This window comes from Nocardia sp. NPDC002869, from assembly GCF_046764065.1.
Lineage (GTDB): Bacteria > Actinomycetota > Actinomycetes > Mycobacteriales > Mycobacteriaceae > Nocardia > Nocardia rhamnosiphila.
The window spans coordinates 1-18,146 of the sequence record NZ_JBKOOL010000020.1; the positions used below are offsets into that span (position 1 = coordinate 1).

General features: G+C 68.8%; 18 protein-coding genes. 8 read left to right on the plus strand and 10 right to left on the minus strand.

Annotation, left to right across the window (positions count from 1 at the left end):
- Positions 1–28 precede the first annotated feature (28 nt).
- Together ACLML9_RS06025 and ACLML9_RS06030 are read right to left on the minus strand one after the other, a co-directional pair.
- Complete coding sequence (locus tag ACLML9_RS06025; protein ID WP_411944543.1) at positions 29–790, minus strand: SDR family NAD(P)-dependent oxidoreductase; 762 nt, start codon at positions 788–790, stop codon at positions 29–31.
- 129 nt (positions 791–919) lie between these two features.
- A complete protein-coding gene (locus ACLML9_RS06030) occupies positions 920–2,005 on the minus strand; it encodes an ADP-ribosylglycohydrolase family protein (RefSeq protein WP_411944544.1) in 1,086 nt (361 codons plus the stop codon).
- A gap of 541 nt (positions 2,006–2,546) precedes the next feature.
- On the opposite strand from ACLML9_RS06030, the gene ACLML9_RS06035 reads away from it, so the two are divergent.
- Entirely contained in the window at positions 2,547–3,185 is a 639-nt protein-coding gene (locus tag ACLML9_RS06035) for a hypothetical protein (protein ID WP_411944545.1), read from the plus strand.
- Positions 3,186–3,401: 216 nt separating this feature from the next.
- On the opposite strand, the gene ACLML9_RS06040 is transcribed toward ACLML9_RS06035, so the two are convergent.
- The 3 genes from ACLML9_RS06040 to ACLML9_RS06050 form a co-directional block, all read right to left on the minus strand.
- Positions 3,402–3,656: a hypothetical protein gene (locus tag ACLML9_RS06040; RefSeq protein ID WP_411944546.1), complete on the minus strand. Its 255-nt coding sequence runs from the start codon at positions 3,654–3,656 to the stop codon at positions 3,402–3,404.
- Between the two features lie 187 nt (positions 3,657–3,843).
- Positions 3,844–4,476 carry a fibronectin type III-like domain-contianing protein gene (locus ACLML9_RS06045; RefSeq protein WP_411944547.1) on the minus strand — a complete coding sequence of 211 codons (633 nt, stop codon included), beginning with the start codon at positions 4,474–4,476 and terminating at the stop codon, positions 3,844–3,846.
- A gap of 149 nt (positions 4,477–4,625) precedes the next feature.
- Positions 4,626–5,177, minus strand: a complete 552-nt coding sequence (locus tag ACLML9_RS06050) for a dihydrofolate reductase family protein (RefSeq protein WP_411944548.1) — start codon at positions 5,175–5,177, stop codon at positions 4,626–4,628.
- Positions 5,178–5,395: 218 nt separating this feature from the next.
- On the opposite strand from ACLML9_RS06050, the gene ACLML9_RS06055 reads away from it, so the two are divergent.
- From ACLML9_RS06055 to ACLML9_RS06070, 4 genes are all read left to right on the plus strand, one after another.
- A complete protein-coding gene (locus tag ACLML9_RS06055) occupies positions 5,396–6,415 on the plus strand; it encodes a phage tail tip lysozyme (protein WP_411944549.1) in 1,020 nt (339 codons plus the stop codon).
- A 262-nt stretch (positions 6,416–6,677) separates the two neighbouring features.
- Entirely contained in the window at positions 6,678–7,646 is a 969-nt protein-coding gene (locus tag ACLML9_RS06060) for a transglycosylase SLT domain-containing protein (RefSeq protein ID WP_411944550.1), read from the plus strand.
- Positions 7,647–7,792: 146 nt separating this feature from the next.
- Positions 7,793–8,440, plus strand: coding sequence for a hypothetical protein (locus ACLML9_RS06065; protein WP_411944551.1), 648 nt, complete (start codon positions 7,793–7,795; stop codon positions 8,438–8,440).
- 500 nt (positions 8,441–8,940) lie between these two features.
- On the plus strand, positions 8,941–9,711 hold the full coding sequence (locus ACLML9_RS06070) for a hypothetical protein (protein WP_411944552.1): 771 nt from the start codon (positions 8,941–8,943) through the stop codon (positions 9,709–9,711).
- Between the two features lie 21 nt (positions 9,712–9,732).
- Here the strand turns inward: ACLML9_RS06070 and ACLML9_RS06075 are convergent, their stop codons facing one another.
- The 3 genes from ACLML9_RS06075 to ACLML9_RS06085 all read right to left on the minus strand — a co-directional run bounded on the left by ACLML9_RS06075 (position 9,733) and on the right by ACLML9_RS06085 (position 13,031).
- A complete protein-coding gene (locus ACLML9_RS06075) occupies positions 9,733–11,079 on the minus strand; it encodes a CoA transferase (RefSeq protein ID WP_411944595.1) in 1,347 nt (448 codons plus the stop codon).
- A gap of 97 nt (positions 11,080–11,176) precedes the next feature.
- On the minus strand, positions 11,177–11,560 hold the full coding sequence (locus tag ACLML9_RS06080) for a DUF2784 domain-containing protein (protein ID WP_411944553.1): 384 nt from the start codon (positions 11,558–11,560) through the stop codon (positions 11,177–11,179).
- A 40-nt stretch (positions 11,561–11,600) separates the two neighbouring features.
- On the minus strand, positions 11,601–13,031 hold the full coding sequence (locus tag ACLML9_RS06085; RefSeq protein WP_411944554.1) for an SDR family NAD(P)-dependent oxidoreductase: 1,431 nt from the start codon (positions 13,029–13,031) through the stop codon (positions 11,601–11,603).
- Positions 13,032–13,262: 231 nt separating this feature from the next.
- Between ACLML9_RS06085 and ACLML9_RS06090 the strand changes: the two genes are divergently transcribed.
- From ACLML9_RS06090 to ACLML9_RS06100, 3 genes are all read left to right on the plus strand, one after another.
- Positions 13,263–14,408, plus strand: a complete 1,146-nt coding sequence (locus ACLML9_RS06090) for an acyl-CoA dehydrogenase family protein (protein ID WP_411944555.1) — start codon at positions 13,263–13,265, stop codon at positions 14,406–14,408.
- Between the two features lie 100 nt (positions 14,409–14,508).
- Positions 14,509–15,099, plus strand: coding sequence for a TetR/AcrR family transcriptional regulator (locus ACLML9_RS06095; protein ID WP_411944596.1), 591 nt, complete (start codon positions 14,509–14,511; stop codon positions 15,097–15,099).
- Positions 15,100–15,268: 169 nt separating this feature from the next.
- Positions 15,269–16,021: a DUF4190 domain-containing protein gene (locus ACLML9_RS06100; protein WP_411944556.1), complete on the plus strand. Its 753-nt coding sequence runs from the start codon at positions 15,269–15,271 to the stop codon at positions 16,019–16,021.
- Between the two features lie 26 nt (positions 16,022–16,047).
- Here ACLML9_RS06100 and ligD read toward each other — a convergent pair whose 3' ends face one another.
- A complete protein-coding gene (ligD, locus tag ACLML9_RS06105; protein WP_411944557.1) occupies positions 16,048–17,058 on the minus strand; it encodes a non-homologous end-joining DNA ligase in 1,011 nt (336 codons plus the stop codon).
- Positions 17,055–18,140, minus strand: a complete 1,086-nt coding sequence (locus ACLML9_RS06110) for an ATP-dependent DNA ligase (protein ID WP_411944558.1) — start codon at positions 18,138–18,140, stop codon at positions 17,055–17,057. Before ACLML9_RS06110 ends, ligD begins: the two co-directional genes overlap by 4 nt.
- Positions 18,141–18,146 lie beyond the last annotated feature (6 nt).

Consider the following 18,146-nt stretch of genomic DNA (forward strand, 5'->3'; position numbering starts at 1 on the left):
GGCCGGCAGTGCCCCGGTTCGCGGTGATTCACTTGGGCGCGAAGCGCATTCCGGCGTCCAGGCGCAGACACTGGCCGTTGAGCATGCCGTTCTCGACAATGGCGGCGGCCAGCTTCGCGTACTCCTCCGGGCGTCCCATCCGCTTGGGGAAGGCATTGCCGGCGACCAGCGGGGTGACCATCTCCTCGGGCACTCCGGCGAGGATGCCGGTATCGAAGAGCGAGGGTGCGATGGCCAGCACCCGGACACCGACCGAGCCGAGGTCGCGCGCCATGGTCAACGCCATGCCGGCGATACCGGCCTTGGCGGCGGTGTAGGCGACCTGCCCGATCTGGCCCTCGAAGGCGGCGATGGAGGCGGTATTGACGATGACGCCGCGTTCGCCGTCGGCGTTGGGTTCGCCCTGGCTCATATGCCAGGCCTGCAACCGGTTGAGGTTGAAGGTGGCGATCAGGTTCAGATTGATGATCTGGGTGAACGATTCCAGATCGTGCGGGCCCGTTTTGGACAGCGTGCGTTTGGCGATCCCGCCGCCCGCGGTGTTGACGGCGATATCGAGGCCGCCCAGTTCGGCCACCGCGTCGGCCAGCACGGCTTCGACTCCCGCGTGGTCGGTGACATCGGCCTCGAAGAAGGAACCACCGAGATCGGCCGCGACCTTGTTGCCCTCACTGGCGGTCCGGTCGACGATCACAACCTTCGCCCCGCGCGCGGCCAGGAGCTCGGCACTGGCCCGCCCCATCCCGGAGGCGCCTCCGACGACGACTGCACGTGTTCCCTGAATCTCCATTGTTCCTGTCCTTCTCGGTGTGATGCCCGGTCGCCGCACGCCGAACGTATACCGGCCTACGTTATAGCGGCGGGGTGTGACCGGACCAGTCTTTTCATAGAAGTCTCGGTGATAGTGCTGGTCATATGTTCAGAATCGTTCGGCCGTGTCGAGCGGGTAGCGTTGGCCGGTCCGATCCCGGTTGCCGTAGTGGAAGGTCACCACGAGGTCGTCGGCCACCTGGATCAGCACATCGCGGCCCTCCACTGTCCGCACCCATTCCGCCGGGAACGCGGACAGCCCATATCGGGCCCCGAGGAGGTTGCCGGCCACGGCCCCGGTGGAATCGGAGTCGCCGGAATGGTTCACCGCCAGCAGCAGAGCGCCGCGCAGATCCCCGGTCCGTTCGGCATGGAGCGCGCAGTACGCCGCGATCGCGAGACATTCCTCGGCGACCCAGCCCTGGCCGATCCGTTCCACTCCCTCGGGTGTCGCACGCTCGGTGGCGAGCGATACGGCGCGGGAGAGCGCTGCGATCGTTTCGTCCGAGCCGGCGAGGGTTGTCAGGAGCGCCAGCACCTCGTCGAGTGCCGTGGGGAAGGCGGCCCCGGCGACGAGCCGGTCGATCAGGGCGGCGAACGCGCCCGCCGCCGTGCAGCCGGTCGGATGACCGTGGGTGAGCTGGGCGCAGCGTGCCGCGGTCGTGCAGGCGGTGCCGGCCCCCGCACCGGTCAGGCCGAAGGGCGCTGACCGCATCACCGTCCCGCACCCTTTGGAATGCGGGTTCACGGGCCCGGGTTCGCCGACGGGACCCGGGGGCAGATAGCCCGTCGCCTGACGTCGCAATCCACTCATACAGGCGTTGCCCGGCGCGCGGACCGCGTAGAGGAACGGCAGTCCGGCCAGCCAACCGTCCGGCCTGCTCTCCGGCCCCGGCTCCTGCTGCGTACGCAGCCAGCGAAGATAGGCCCGGCGCAGGGGCGGCGCCGGATCACCGCCGGGCGGGCAGCGCAGCAGCCCCTCGGCGGTGTACAGCGTCATCTGGGTGTCGTCGGTGATCGCCTGCGGCGACTCCTGATCCGGACCGGGTAGGAAGCCGGCGACCCCGTCCGGTCCGTAGCGGGCACGGATGTTGTCCAGGGACAGGAACTCGATCGGCCGGCCGAGCGCATCACCGACCGCACCGCCCACGAGGGTTCCACGGATCCGGTCGACGAGGATTTGGTATTCGTGCACGGTCAGCGATCCTCGCAGCACGATTCCTTCCGGCACAACAACCGATGCCGGGGTCGAGGAGTTCGAAGACGGGGTGCCGCTCGGCCTCGGCGACGAAGCGTTCGACGGGATCGTCGCGGGTGGCCGCGAAGTACTCCCGTGTCGCGGAAGCGTTCTGGATGTAGCGCTGTAGCAGCCCCGACCACAGCGGCGGAAGTGGCGCGGGGCCGGGTCCGGGTTGTGCGAATAGCTCCGCCGTGAGTAGAACAGGTTCTAATCCAAGATTCCCGTACCCGACCGGGAACGAGACCGTGCCCCTCGACCGGAATGAGAACCGTGCCTGTAGCGCTGACCGCCGACCAGGCGGCACTGGCCGGAACCGTGACCGGATTCGCCGACCGCCGCGCCGGTCGCGGACACCTCCGCGAGAACACCGAACGCCTGAAAGCGGGTGCGCGGCCGGATTTCTGGCCCGACCTGGTGGCGCTCGGCCTGACCGGGGTCCATCTGCCGGAATCGATCGGCGGACAGGGCGGCGCCCTCGACGACCGGAGCGGTCGTCGTGCCCGAGCACGCGATCACGGTGGACGGCGGCTCCGGCGATACCGTGCGGCTCGACGGTGCCACCGGGCCGGTGCTGGGGGCCGCGTCGGCCGAACTGTTCGTGGTAGCCGCCGCGTCCGGCGCGGAGACCAGGTGGTTCGTCGTCGACCGGATGGCCGCGGGGCTCGAGGTCGAGGTGCAGGACGGGGCCGACCCGGGCCGCGATATCGGGAAGATCCAGTTCACCTCGGTCGCCGTCGACACACCGGTCGCGCTCGATACCGAGCGGGCCGTCGCGGTCGTCGTGGCGCTGTCGGCCGTGGAGGCGGCGGGGGTGATCCGCTGGTGTTCGGACACCGCCACCGCCTACGTCACCTCGCGCACCGGCCCAGGCGGTCGCATTCTCCGGAACCGAATGCGGGCCCGGGCCTTTCACGTCGGGTGCCCGATGAGCGGGGTCGGCCGAACCGGTTCCGTCCGGCGCAGGGAGCAGCCGCGCGTTCGGGCCGGTGCCGCCCTCGTATGCGACGATGGGGTCCGCGGTGCCGTGCAGGGCGATGACCGGCATCGGCCGGGCCGGCGTGCACCATGCGAAATCGGCCAGGCCCGCGACCGGCGCGATGGCGGCGATCCGATCGGCCGGCCGGCAGCCCAGTGACGACGTGGTGAAGCCGCCCATGGACAGCCCGGTGGCGTAGATACGCCGGGTGTCCACGCAGAGTGTGGATTCCGCCTCGGTGAGCAGGTCCGCCAAATAGCCGATATCGGCCGAACCGGGGCCGAAGTCCCAGCGGGGCAGGCCGGGGCGCAACAGTTGCGGGGTGACGGTGACGAAGCCGTGGCTGCGTCCGTAGGCGCCGAGTTCGGTGCTCGTCTACTGGATGAACGCGGGTTCGAGATATCCGTGCAGGTCCAGGACCACCGGCAGGGGGCGGTCCGTGCCCGCGGGAATATCCCGGCCGTAGACACCGGAGATCCCGCGGGAACTGAACAGTACCGCTTCGGTACCGGGTCGCGGCTGCGGTACCGAACAGCCCGCCGAGGGGAGCGGAGCTGGGGTCGCGGGTTCGGCGTGGGCGGGGCTCGCCGTGAGGCCGAGGGATACGACGACCGCGAATACGGCCGGCACCGCGCGCGATCAGGCGAAGCGCCGCAGTTTCCCGCGCCCGGCGGAAATAGCATTTCTGTTCATGCAAAGATCATGGCAAACGGGGGTAATCCGCTTGCCGGCATTCCGAATTCACAGTTCGGGCCCTGGACGTATTCCCGGCGCGCCCCGACCGGCAGCGGCGGCGCCGCGAATCCCGCCTCGTGTTTCAGCCGTTCGCGCGGGCCAGCAGATCGTCGAGTTCCTCGGCGGTCATCAGCCCGCCGAGGTTCAGCGCGATTCGCCCGATGGGGATGGACCCGATCATGCGCGCCATATCCACCCCCAGATCGGTACCCGCCGAACTTCCGGGCTCACCGACCAGTGGCCCCAGTTTCGCGCCGAGTTCCGGCCCCGCCACCGGATTCGCCATGACCTCGGCGAACGCCGACTCCCGGGTGAGCGGCACCCGAACCTCGTCCCCGTCGACCCGGACGGTCGCGCGCACCGGCAGATCCCGGCTGGAACGCCCGATGAACAGAATGTATTCGCCGCCTTCGACGATCCAGCGACCGGCGGGTTCGTGCCAGCGGGCGAATTCCCGCCGGGGTATCCGGACGGTGACCTCGTCCGCGGCACCGGGTTCCAGCTCCACCGTCGCGAATCCACCGAGCTCCCGCGGCGGGCGCAGCATCGACGAGGTCACCGGGCTCGTATAGACCTGGACGACCTCCCGGCCCGCTCGTGCACCGGTATTGGCCACCCGTACCGTCACTGTGACGCTGTCGGCGTCGGAGGCCGCGTGCGGTTCGGCGTAGGCAAAGGTCGTATAGGTCAGTCCGTGCCCGAACGGGAAACTCACCTCGAGTTCACGGCGGTCGTACCAGCGGTAGCCGACGAAAATACCTTCCCCGTACCGGACATGGCCCTGCTCACCCGGGAAATTGTCGTAGGCGGGCAGCCGGCAGGATCGCCGGTACCGGCCCCGCCGGCCCGGTACCGGCCACCGTGTCAGGACGCGGCCGGTCCGTAGTCCAGGTGCACCACCCCGTTGGCGTATACGTCATGGCCTTTGAGGACGAACTTCGTGGTGTCGAGCCCGTCGGTGAACAGTTTCTCCCCTTTGCCCAGGGCGATCGGATACACGAACAGATGCAGATCGTCGACCAGTCCGTCGGCGAGCAACGCCCGGACCAGGGTGCCGCTACCGCTGATATAGATGGTCCCGTCGATCTCGTCCTCGAGCGTGCGGATCTTATCGGGATCGTAGGCGCCGAGGGAGGTGCTGTTGGCCCATTCGGCCCGCGGCTGCTGCGCGCCCACCACGTATTTGACGGTGTCGTTGAAGAACGGTGCGCCCGGATCGTCCTCGACGGTACGGGCGGACCACGCCGGTGCGAACATCTCGAAAGTATTGCGACCGAGCAGGATCGCCTTCGCCTCGCCGGTGATCGCGGCGAGGGTTTCACCCATCCGCGGATCGAACCCGAACTCGAAGGTGAACGACGGGTCCTCGTACGACCCGTCGAGGGAGACGAACTCGTGCACGGCGATGGTTCCCATGGTGATGTCCTTTCTGGCAGCGGCTCGGTGTGTGCCATCGGTCTGGTCGGCCGCTGGGCTTGTCGGTCTTGTTCGGGTAGACGTGACACGACAGGCTTTCTCATCGGTGCCGCGCCGATCCCGCTCCGGCGTGAATTCTCAGCAGCGGGAGGGTGACGCCGGGTCGCGGGATGGAATTCTGTTATGCAGGTGGCGGTACGGGTCGAGGAAGGTGGACGATGGCTCCGACGAAGGAATGGGCGCTACATCGTCCGAAAAACGCTCCGATCCTCAATCCCTATATCACATATATCGAAAAGGTACTGAAGGCGCTGGAAGCCGGGCTGGGGGACAAGACCGCGCAAACGCTGAACGCGGGGAAGCTGGTGAAGAAGGCGGTCGAGCGCCCCGGCGAGAGCGCGTTGCGGAAACAGTACGACCTCAACATGAAGCAGGTCGACGGCTATCAGGAGGACTGGGAGTCCCTCGACGACCAGATCGGTTTCATCGCCGGCTTCGCGGCCGAAGATGCCAACACGGTGAGCCGGGAGTTCGGCGAACTCCGCGACAGTGCCGTCGACATCTCCGCGGCGGTACCGGACAATCCCACTCCGGCCCGTCAGATCGACGCCGTGAACGCGCTGGACAATGCGGTCGGCGTCGCCTATGAGGCGATCCTGCGTGCCCACGCGAAGCTGGAGGGCAAGTCCACCGAGGTTCCCGCACAGCAGTGGTCGGGCAACGGTGGGGCCGCGCCGTACGTTCCCGGCCTCACCAACACCAGCGGTGCCTACAGCGGCGCCTCGGCCCAGCCCATCGGCCAGGGCAAGAAGGCGAAGGTGGACGAGATGTACAAATACCTGCTCGAGAAGGGCTTCACCCCGGCGCAGGCGGCAGGTATTCTCGGGAACCTCCAAGTGGAATCGGGCTTCGACACCGGCGCGTACAACTCGGGCGAAGGCGCTATCGGTCTGGCCCAGTGGCTGGGCGGCCGCCGGGCGAACCTGGAGGCGTTCGCGGCGGCTCAGGGCAAGCCGGTGACGGATTGGAAGACACAGATCGACTTCATGGTGCATGAGCTGGACCACGGTGAATCGGGGGCCATGAGCAGACTGAAGGGCACCACGACCGCCGGCGACGCGGCGGCGGTCTTCGACCAGTACTACGAACGAAGCTCCGGGGAGGCACGCGGGCAGCGGATCGCCAATGCCCAGAGCATCGCGAACAGTATGGCGAACTCGACTCCTACCATGGCATAACGCGGCGCACATTCGATCCGCATGACGCCGAGCCGAACCGGCTTACGCGCAGAGCGGCAAGGGCGCGGAACCGCCGACGTCGGCTCGTCCAGGCCCGCCACCGTGTCTCCGTGCAGTTTTCGTCGAGCTATCGGTGCAAACTTCTCATCAGCGGGGATGTTCGGCAACGCGTCGGATGGAACTCTGTTGAGAAAGTGGTGGTGTACTGGGCGCGGGACGGAGGGCGATGGTCGTCGCAAAGAGCTGGACACTCCGTCGTCCGTTGAACGCTCCGCTCCTGAACCCCTATATCGACTATGCCGAGAAGGTTCTCAAGAAACTGCAGAACAGCCTGGGTGACCGTACCGCGGCGAGCCTCACCGCCCAGCAGTTCGCCCGCCTGGCCGGCGAGCGGCCCGGCGACGGTGATCTCGCGGACAAGTACGAGCTGTTGGATCAGCAGGTCGCGGCCTACATCGAGGACTGGAACACCCTCGACAACCAGATCGCCGAACTCGCCGCCCTGGCCGCCGACGACGCCAACGGTGTCAGCGGCTATTTCGAGGATCTCCGCGACGCGGTCGTCGAGATCACCGACGGCGTGCCGGACAACCCCACCTCACGACAGCAGTTCGACGCGGTCGTCGCGATAGACAACACCATCGGCGCCACCGTCCGCAAGATGCAGTCCGCGCACAACGAACTGGAGAACAAGTCCCTGCAGGTGCCGCAGGACCGGTCCGGAGGTACCAGTGGCTCTCCGGGGAGCACCGGCTCCCCGATGAGTCCGCTCATGGGCGGGCAATCCGCGGGCGGTGGTGACTCCGGATCCGACGATTCCGGGTCCGGCGGCGAGATCACCGGTACCTCCGGCAGACCGACCAAGATGCCGACCGGCGATCTGGCGCAGTGGATCGATCAGGCGATCGAGATACTCCAGCAGAACGGGTACGACGTCACGGACTCGGACGCCGCCATTATCGCGACGATGATCGAGAAGGAGTCCAGCGGCGATCCGAACGCAATCAATCTGTGGGACAGCAACGCGGAGGCGGGCACTCCGTCCAAGGGCTTGATGCAGACCATCGATCCCACGTTCAATGCCCACGCCCTGCCCGGTCACACCGATATCTGGAATCCGGTCGACAACATCTGCGCGGGCACCGCCTACGCCATCGAACGGTACGGGTCGCTCGAGAACGTGCCCGGAATCGTCAATATGTCCCATGGTGCCGGCTACGTGGGGTATTGATCGTAACTTGCCGGGTACGAGGGGATTCCGGATCACCGGCGTCGCCGGGAGTCGATGTTGACGCCGGCTCGTCGTGGGGGAATCAGAGTTCGGACGCGGTGCCACTCCGGTGACGCGCAGGAGAGCAAGGATCACAGGACTTCCGTATGGGTCATCCGCAACAGCCCAATCCGTATCAGCACCAGCAGCCGTACCCGGGACAACCCGTGCCGGGACAGCAGCCTTACCCCGCGCAGGACGGCCAGCCCTACCCGCCGGGTCGGCCGCAGTACGGAGCCCCCGGCGGTGATGGAGCCCCGCCCCCGCGTTCCGGTGGGAACGGCGGCAAGATCGCGCTCATCGTCGGTGGTGTCGCGGTAATCCTGATCGCTGTCGGGGTGGGTGCCTTCTTCCTGTTCAGCGGTGGCGGTGGTTCGGTCGTGGGTGGCGGCTACGACGACCCCCGCGGTGTCGCCCAGGCCTGGGTGGACCGGAAGGGCGCCTCGGAGGATCTGGTCTGCGCGGCCGATCTGGACGAGATCTCACAGTACGAGCAGCAGAACCCGACCAAGCCGACCGATGTGCCCGATGTGGACCTTCCGGAGTCGACGACCACGCTGAAGAGCGTCGACGTCCCCGCAGGCAGCGATAAGGGCACGTTCACCATGGAGATGTCCATGGAGGTGATGGGCACCTCGGCCACCACCACCATGACCTACGACCTGGTCGAAGAGGACGGTGGCTGGAAGGTCTGCGGCATCCTCGATCCGGACATCGAGATGGACGATTCGGGCTTCGGTCCGGGCGGCCGCTAGGCCCCGGCTCGATACTCCGGCGGAACCCGGCGACGCGGGGCGGTCCCGTCGCCGAGTTCCGCTGTGGCGCGGCGGCTCGTCTCCGTGGATCGCCCGGCGGGAGCGACGCCCCGCGCCGCCCGGCAGGCGTATGGGAATGGAAGGCTGCGGCGCACCCCGCAGCGCCGCAGCCATGCATTCCCACACGCTGGGTCGGCCCCGAGCGGCTGCCGTGCGGTTCGTTGCCGTCGGCGGCGGAAGCCCGGCCCGACGGTGACCGGCGAGATCCGCGGCGCGCCGGAGGCGCAGCGGCGCTCTCGTTCGGTACCGGGTCGTCGTCCACGGACGGAGATCGCGATCCGGCGGAGCCGCGGTCACCGGTGTGTTCGGTGGCGACACACGAACGGTGCCGGTCGCGCGAAGGCGACCGGCACCGTCTGTCTCTCCGAGCCTACGGGCTTCGGCAGCAGGGTCAGAGGGGCTCATGCGACAGGAAACGCTCTGTTTGCGACACAATGCGGGTGATCGGACCGCGGGCCGGCCAGGCGCCCTATGCGATACCCGAGGTGGTGGCCCGCGGGAGTTCGCTGATCGCCGGCTACGAACGCTGGATGCGTGACCATCTGTCGGAACAGTTCCTGATCGCCACTGCCGCGCGTGAACTCGGTGTCACCGAACGCAGCCTGCAACGGGCGACCCGCGCCGCACTCGGCATGTCACCGAAGGATTCGCCGACGATATCCGGCTCGATCGGGCCACGCGGCCGCTGCGGTCCGGCGGGCTCACCGTGGGCTCGGTCGCCCGCGAGGTCGGATACGTCAACGCCAGCGCATTGGGTGCCCTCGCCCGCCGCCGGCGCGGCCTGTCCCTGGCCGAGATCCGCGCTCACCGCCTCCCCTGGTAAAGGCGATTCGTCCGGTTCCGGTGGCGATGAGCGGGGTGATCCCTACACTGTCCGCATGTCTGTTCGACGGCTGATCGCCGCCCTCCTGCTCACTGCCGCCGCGTCGCTGGGGATCTCGGCCTGCACCGCCACGGGCCCGGGGGCGCGGAGCGAATGCGAGGTCAGCGGCTGCACCGTGACATTCGAGCGCGGTGTGCAGGCGAAGATCAGCGTGCTGGGCGTGGATACCGAACTCACTTCGGTCCAAGGCGATCTCGTCACCCTGTCGGTGGCGGGCCAGCCGGTCACCGTGCCCATAGGGGAGTCCGGTTCGGTGCAGGGGCTGAACCTTACGGTGCAGGAGGTCACCCAGGACACGGTCGTGGTGCGGCTCGCCACCGGCCTATGAGCCCTCGCGCATTCTGCGAGCTCAGTGGTGCTCGGGCACCCGCCGCTCCACCCAGCGGGGCTCGGCGCGCCCATAACCCGGCGCCGGGAAGGGGTAGTCCGGGAATTCGGCCAGGGCCGGCGCCGCGCTGACCACATGCCCGTGGGTCACGGTGTTCCCCGGGCCGGGTACCGCCGGCGCCGCATGGTCGGGTGTGCGGCCTCGTTCGGAGAGCAACCAGGTCGCGGTGCGGGCCAGCGACACCCGCACATCCCGGCCGCGGCCGTCGCCCGCGCGGGCGGCGAGCGCGTCGATGATTCCAGCGGCCAGCAGGTAGCCGGAAGCATGGTCGAGCGCCTGCGCGGGTAGCGCGCCCGGTAGGGCGGACGCTCCCTCGATCACCGCGATTCCGGTCGCGGCCTGCACAATGCTGTCGAACCCGCGCCGGCCCGCCCACGGTCCGGTGAATCCCCAGGCACTCACCCGGGCGTGGACGAGCCCCGGCCGTCCGGTGAGGCCGAGCCGTTCCAGTGCGCCCGGTCGATATCCGGTCACCAGCACGTCGGCGGAGTCCAGCAGTGCCTCCCGGGCCGCGGCCACCGACCCCAGGTCCAGCAGGGCCGAATATTTTCCCTGGCAGGTGTCGGTGTACTGCCAGGAGATCTCCGGCAGATCCGGCGGGTCGACCCGCAGGACTTCGGCCCCGAGCAGTGCCAGCGCCCGGGTTGCCACCGGACCGGCGATCACCCGGGTCAGATCCAGTACCCGTACGCCCTGGAGCGGCCGGTACGGGGTTCCCGATACCGCCAGCGTGTACCGGCGCCGGTCATCGCGTTCCACCAGTGCGACGAGCGGGCCCGCCCCGGCCGCCGCGGCTTGGGGTCCGGCCCGCCACTGCGCTTCGTCGCGTACCTGCGCCACGATGGCGCCCCGGGCCGCGGCCAGCTCTTCGAGATCGGCGGCGCGGATCATCGCCATCTGGGCCTCGGCCAGTTCGCGCGGCGCGTCCGGGGGAAGTTCGAGCGCGGCCAGCAGCCGGGCACGGTGATGCGGGTAGTTGGCATGGGTGCGCACCCAGCCGTCGAATGTCGGAAAGAAACCGGACAGGTCGGCGAATCCGTCGACGGGGGCACCGCCGATCCGCAGCAACCGGTCACTGGCGAAGGACGCCGCGATCCGTTCGGGGTTCAGCCGGTGCCGGATGGGTGTGGTGCCGGTGGCCTGCCGGTACCGATCGGCGGCCGCGACGAACGCCTGGATCGATCCCGCGGCCAGCCCCCACACGGGGAGGGTGGCGGCGAGGTACTGCCCCGGGTCCGGCCAGTCCACCGGATTCGACTCGGCGACGCCTGCCCCGTCTTCGTAATCACGGACCAGCCGTGCGCCCACGTCCACCGCACCGAGAGTACTGGGCCGTGGGCACGGCGAACGCTCGGTCATCCGATGGCACAGCGATTTTCATCACAGCGTCACCGGCGGGTACGGATCAGCCGGCGACCCGCGCGCCCGGACCGTGCGGATGGCGGGCGCGCCACCACAGTCCGGCCCACGACACCAGGACACAGGCCGCGACCAGTAGCTGCACCTCGGTGAGCATGCTCTCCGGATAGATCACGCCGGTCAGGTAATGGTCGATGAAGCCCTCCGGCGGCAACCCCGCGACCCCGGCGCGGTGCCGGGCCCAGTTCTCCGCGTAGGTGAGCGGGCAGTCGTAGCCGACCAGCACCGTGCCGAAACCCCAGGCGGCGGCGGCCCCGTGCCACCAGATCGTGCGCGGGAAACGCCACGCCAGGAATCCGCCCGCCACCACGTAGCCGATGAACAGCAGATGCAGGGCGGCGAACAGATCCGCGATCAGCCGGTACCACACCCTTCCAGGGTATGTCCTCGGATGGGTCGGGGCACCGGGTTTACCACGGCGAGGGGCGGTAGTCCTTCAGGAAACATCCGTAGAGGTCCTCGCCGGCTTCGCCGCGCACGATCGGGTCGTAGACCCGGGCCGCGCCGTCCACCAGGTCCAGGGGGGCGTGGAAACCCTCATCGGCGAGCCTGATCTTGGTGTAGTGCGGTCGTTCGTCGGTGATCCAGCCGGTGTCCACCGCGGTCATCAGGATGCCGTCGGTTTCCAGCATTTCCTTGGCACTGGTCCGGGTCAGCATGTTCAGCGCCGCCTTGGCCATATTGGTGTGCGGATGCCCCGGCCCCTTGTAACCACGGGAGAACTGGCCTTCCATCGCCGAGACGTTCACCACGTATTTCCGGCGTGCGGGGGCCGCGGCCAGCGCGGGCCGCAACCGGGAGACGAGGATGAACGGGGCGACCGAATTGCACAGCTGGACTTCCAGCAGTTCGGTGGGGTCCACTTCGCCCACGGTATGCACCCAGCTGTTGGTGTGCGCAAGGTCGGGCACCAGGCCCCCGGCGTCGATCGCCACTCCGCGGGCGATGCGTTCGGGGGTGGCCGACCCTGCCACCAGTGCCAGTTCGGCCACGTCGGCGCCGGCCAAGGTGGGGGTCAGCGAGGCGGTCAGCGCGGTCGGATGGGCGCGGGTGGTCTGCCCGAAGGTGACCTTTTCGGGCAACTGGCCCGACGGCAGCGGCCCGTCCTCGGCGGCGGCCAGGGCGCCGTAGGCGCCGGGGGAGCGGCGTACGGTCTGCGCGGCGTTGTTGATGAGGACATCGAGCGGTCCCTGGGCCGCGACATCGTCGGCCAACGCCACCACCTGGGCGGGATCCCGCAGGTCGATACCGACGATCCGCAGCCGGTGCAGCCAGTCGGCGCTGTCGGGTTGGCCGGCGAACCGGCGGATCGCGTCGTTGGGAAAGCGGGTGGTGATGGTCGTGTGGGCGCCGTCGCGCAGCAGCCGCAACGCGATGTACATCCCGATCTTGGCGCGCCCGCCGGTGAGCAGCGCGCGACGACCGGTCAGGTCGGTGCGGGCCTCGCGGCGACTGTGGCTCATGGCCGCGCAGTCCGGGCACAGCTGATGGTAGAACGCGTCGACGCGGGTGTACTTCTCCTTGCAGATGTAGCAGCCGCGGGGGCGCAGGAGCGTGCCGGCCGACGCGCCGGAGGTGCGGGAACTGATCGGGATACCGGCGGTCTCGTCATCGATCCGGTTCGGCGAACCGGTGGCCGTGGCGGCGACCACCGCGCGGTCCGCGGCGAGTTTTGCCTGCCGGGCGGTGACGCGCCGCTGTCGTTTGAGCTCTTTGAACATCCGGCCCACCGCGCGCTGCACGGTGGTCGAATCCGGATGGCCGGGGTCCAGCTGTCCTGCCTGGTCGAGAACGCGCAAACAGGTGGCGAGGTCGTTCGGGTCGATACTGGGCGCGGCCATCGGTGCGGAGGAAGTCCTTCGTGAGCTGGGAAAGCGTGCGCACCATTGTGGCAAAACCGCCGCGGTGCGACCGGAGCCGGGCCACCGGGACCGCCGGGCACGGGCTCCGGCCGCGTCGCCACAAGTGGGAACGGGCCTCGTTGACATCACGCCAATAGTGCGGGAAAGTCGTTGCCGAACGATCCGGTGCGCCGGCGCCGGGCTGGGTGATCACGAACAGAGGACGCGGATATGGCACGCCCCGCATGGAGCGACGACGAGGTCGAGGCGGTACGGGAACTCGCGCGCAACTACTTCGAGAAGGAAGTGGTCCCGCACGAGGAGAAGTTCATCGAGCAGGGCCATCCGGACAAGGCGCTCTACCGGCGCGCCGGGGATCTCGGCCTGCTGTGCCCGGCGGTCCCGGAGGAGTTCGGCGGTGGGGGCGGCAGCTTCGCTCACGAGGCCGCGATCATCGAGGAACAGGTGCGCGCCGGTGACGGGGCCCTCGGCATTCCGGTGCACAGTTCGATCATCGCGCCCTATCTGGCCGAATTCGGCTCCGCGGAGCTGAAGAAGCGGATCCTGCCCAAGGCGAGCAGTGGCGAGATGGTGCTGTCCATCGGGATGACCGAGCCGGGCACCGGATCGGACCTGCAGGCGATCAAGACCCGTGCCGTCCGGGAGGGCGACGAGTACGTGATCACCGGTTCGAAGATCTTCATCTCCAACGGCTGGCTCTGCGACGGCATCATCATCGCCGCGAAAACCGACCCGGAGAAGGGCGCCGCCGGTGTCTCGCTGCTCTTCGCCGAGGTCGGCGACGATACTCCCGGCTTCACCCGCGGCCGCATCCTGTCCAAGATCGGCGGCAAGGGCCAGGACACCGCGGAACTGTTCTTCGACGGCCTGCGGGTGCCCGCGACGAATCTGCTCGGCGGCGCCGAGGGCCAGGGCTTCTACCAGATGATGCAGCTGCTGGCCCAGGAGCGGCTGGTCACCGCCATCATGGCGGTGGCGATGATGGAACGCGCGGTCGAACTGACCGTCGAATACACCAAGGGCCGCGAGGCATTCGGTAAACCGCTGTTCGCCATGCAGAACACCAAGTTCGAACTGGCCGAATGCGCGACCATCGCCCGGATCAACCGGGTCTTCCTCGACGACTGCATCAGCCGGCATCTGCGCGGGGAACTCGATATCCAGTCGGCCGCCATGTCGAAGTACTGGTCCACCGATCAGCTCGGTGTGGTCGTGGACCGCTGCCTGCAGCTCTTCGGCGGCTACGGCTATATGACCGAGTACCCCATCTCCCAGCTGTACACGGGGGCCCGGGTGCTGCGCATTCTCGCGGGCAGCAACGAGGTGATGAAAGATCTCATCGCGCGTGGGCTCTGACCTCGAACCGCCACCAGCCGCCGTCACCGGCCTTCCCGCCGTCCCCGGATCGGCCGTCGCCGGCGGAAACGGCCCGGACGAGCAGCCGCGGCGCCGCCGGCTGGAGCCGGACGAGCGCCGCGCCCAGATCCTCGCCCAGGCCATCGAGATGTTCGGCGAACGTCCGTACGCGGCGGTGTCCACGGCCGAACTGGCGCAGCGTGCCGGTGTGGCCCGCGGCCTGATCAACCACTATTTCGGCAATAAACGCGACCTCTATCTCGCGGTGGTCCGCCGGATGGTGACCCTGCCGCGCGCCGACGAGTTGGCGGTGCCCACGGGTACCACCCGGGAACGGGTCGAAGCCAGTGTGCGCTGGTTGCTGGACACGATCTCCGAGCACGGCAGCACCTGGGTCAAGGTGACCAGCCATGAGGGGGTCGGCGACGACCCGGAGGTGCAGCAGATCCTCGACGCGGCCGACGACGCGGCCGCGCAGCGGTTGCTGGTGATGATCGGCCTCGCCGACGGTGCGGCGTCGGAGGAGCCGCGGCGAGCGATGGTCCGCGCCTACGGCGGCCTGGTGAAGGTCGCCGGCCGGGAGTGGCTGACCCGCGGCACCATGACCCGCGATCAGGTCCACGCGCTGCTGGTGGACATGCTGAGCACTCTGGTCACCGAATCACTGCCGCGGGTGCGCCGCGGGAACTGAGCCGCTGTGGCCCGCCACAGCGGGCAGGCCGGGTGTTCCGGGTGGTGACCAGTCGCACCCCGGCCAGGGGGATTTACCGGAACAGCCGGCCGGTGGCGGCTTATTCTTTCCGATGCCGGGCACAGTCACTGCTCCAGGATGCGCCGACGGCGGCTCGAAGGGATCGGTCATGGCATATACACAGCGCTGGGCGGGGGAGCGCTGGCCGGAAGTTCCACCGGACCGGGACGAGGAACCGCCGCGCACCGGCCGGCGGCGCGACGAATACGACGACTGGTCCGAGGAGCCCCCTCCCCACGACGAACGTCCGATCGTCAATCCCTACGCGATCGTCGCACTGGTGGCCGCGCTCATCCTGGTCTTCCCGGTGGCGATCGTTTTCGGGCTGATCGCGTTCGGGCATCCCCGCGGTCGTTTCCTGGCCGGTACCGCAATATTGCTCGGCGTCGCCGAGGTGGCACTGCTGGCGGCGCTGGTCCTGTCGCCGCGGAATACGCCCGGCGGGGTGTTCTCCCGGGTCGGCGACGCGGTGGGCGAGGTCACCGGCGGGCAGCGGACGGCCGAGCCCCCGGTCTCGCCCACCTCCGGCACCTCCGAGAGCACACAAACCTCGTCACCCGGCCGGAGCGCGCCGCCCCCACCCTCGGTGCCGGCGAGCGGGGCTGCCGCGGCCCCGCCGGCCGCCGAGGTCGACACCGCCTGTCCCGAACCGGCACTGCTCGGTGTCGCCGCCGACGGCGGCACCCTGCTGTGCCTCACCGATTCGGCCTCGGTCACCGGTTATCAGTGGTCGGGCCCCTACCGGGTGGCCGAAACCGTCCGCGCCGAAGACGCGAGCTGTACCGGCGCCGCCACCGCCCGAACCGCCGCGGGATACGCCCTGGTCTGTGAAAACGGGACCTGGACGCTGTGGAGCTCCTGAACCGGGCCGGTAGCCGGTCGGCGTGTTCAGCCCTCCGTGGCGGTTTTGCGAGCGCGGCTGGGCTGCACCCGGGGCGGTTCGTTCGGCATCTTCGGATACTGCGGCGGCCACGGCGCGTCCATGAGACCGGAGGCGAGATCACGTTCGGACATCCGCAGCAGCGGCTCGATACTCTGCGGTGTGCGGTTCTCCCACGGATCGCCGAACTCGGCGAGACGGGCCGGTACCGTTGCGATCGTCAGGTCCTCGGGGACCACGGCATCCAGTTCGTCCCAGGTCAGCGGAGTGGATACCTGCGCGCCGACCTTGGGACGTACGCACCAGGCACCGAACACGGTCTTGTGCGGAGCGTTCTGGTTGTAGTCCACGAAAACTCGCCGGCCGCGTTCCTCTTTCCACCAGTGCGCGGTGATGTCGTCGGGGTGCCGGCGTTCCAGTTCGCGCGCCAAGGCCACGGCCGCGGCGCGGACCTCATACCCGTCCCAGTGCGGTTCCAGCGCGATATAGAGGTGCAGGCCGCGCGAACCGGAGGTTTTCACCCACGTCTCGATACCGAGCTCACCGCACAGCTCCCGGGTCCGCAGGGCCGCGGTCCGTAGTTCGTCGAAACCGATACCGGGCGAGGGATCGAGGTCGATCCGGAGCTGATCGGCGATCCGCAGATCCGGCACGGTATTGGGCCAGACGTGGAAGCCGAGGCAACCCTGGTTCACCGCCCACAGCACATGCGCCAGATCGTGCGCCACCAGCGCGTCGCTGGTGGTCCCGTTCGGCGTGGTGACCTCCACGGTGTGCAACCAGTCCGGGGCGGATTTCGGCACCCGCTTCTGGAACCAGGACTTACCGGACGCGCCGTCCGGGTACCGCTCCAGCAGCAGCGGCCGCCCGCCGTTGACCCGGAGGAACGGTTCGGCGACGCTCTCGTAAAAGCGCACCAGATCCAATTTGGTTTCGCCCCGCCGAGAGAAGTACACCTTCGCGGGGTTGGTGATGGTGAGTACCCGGCCGGCGGCCTCTATCTCCACCGATTCGCTCATTTCGCCACCGCCGTCCCGAAGATTTCGCGCAACTCGGCGGGCGCGGCCTCTTCGAGCTGGGCGTAGGTGCACGACTCGGGGGTGCGGTCGGCGCGGAACCGGACCAGCCGTCCACCGTGCCGGAACCGGCCGGACTGGAGATGCTCGTATCGCACCTCGGCCACCAGCTCGGCCCGCAGCGCCTCCCAGGACAGGTCCTTACCACCACTCCAGCGACTGACCCCGCCGGGCATGGAGCCGCCGGACTCGGCCTGGGCCACGGCATCGGCCCATTCCCGCCACGGATGGTCCTGCAGGGCGTTCTCCCGGTACGGGGCGAGTTCGCCGATCAACTCGGTGCGCCGCGCGGCAGTGAAACTGCTCGCCACCCCCACATGGTGCAGCCGGCCCTCCTCGTCGTACAGGCCGAGTAGCAGGGAACCCACCCCCTGACCGTCCTTGTGCCAGCGGAAACCCGCGACCACGCAGTCGGCGGTGCGCTCGTGCTTGACCTTGAGCATCACCCGCTTGTTCTGCTGATACGGCTGATCGTCGGCCTTGACCATCACCCCGTCGAAGCCCGCGCCCTCGAAGCGGGCGAACCAGTCGCGGGCGACCGACGAATCCCCGGTGAGCGGGGTCAGCTGGACCCGGCCGGGCTCGGTCCGCAGGATGGTTTCGAGCAACCGGCGGCGTTCGGCGAACGGCGCCTCGGTCAGATCGCGGTCACCGAGGGCGAGCAGGTCGAAGGCCACGAAACTCGCCGGCGTCTCCGCGGACAGTTTGGCGACCCGGGACGCCGCCGGATGCAGCCGCTGCTGCAGGACATCGAAGTCGAGACCGTATTCGGTGACCACGATGATCTCCCCGTCCACGACGCACCGATCCGGCAGCGCGGCGCGCAGCAGCTCGGCGACCTCGGGAAAGTACCTGGTGAGGGGTCGATCGTTACGGGACCCCAGCTCCACCTCCGCGCCGTCGCGGAACACCACGCAGCGGAACCCGTCCCATTTGGGTTCGTAGCTCAGGCCGGGCCCCGGGGGTATGTCGGGGGCGGACTTGGCCAGCATGGGCCGGACGGGTGGCATCACCGGTAGATCCACACGATC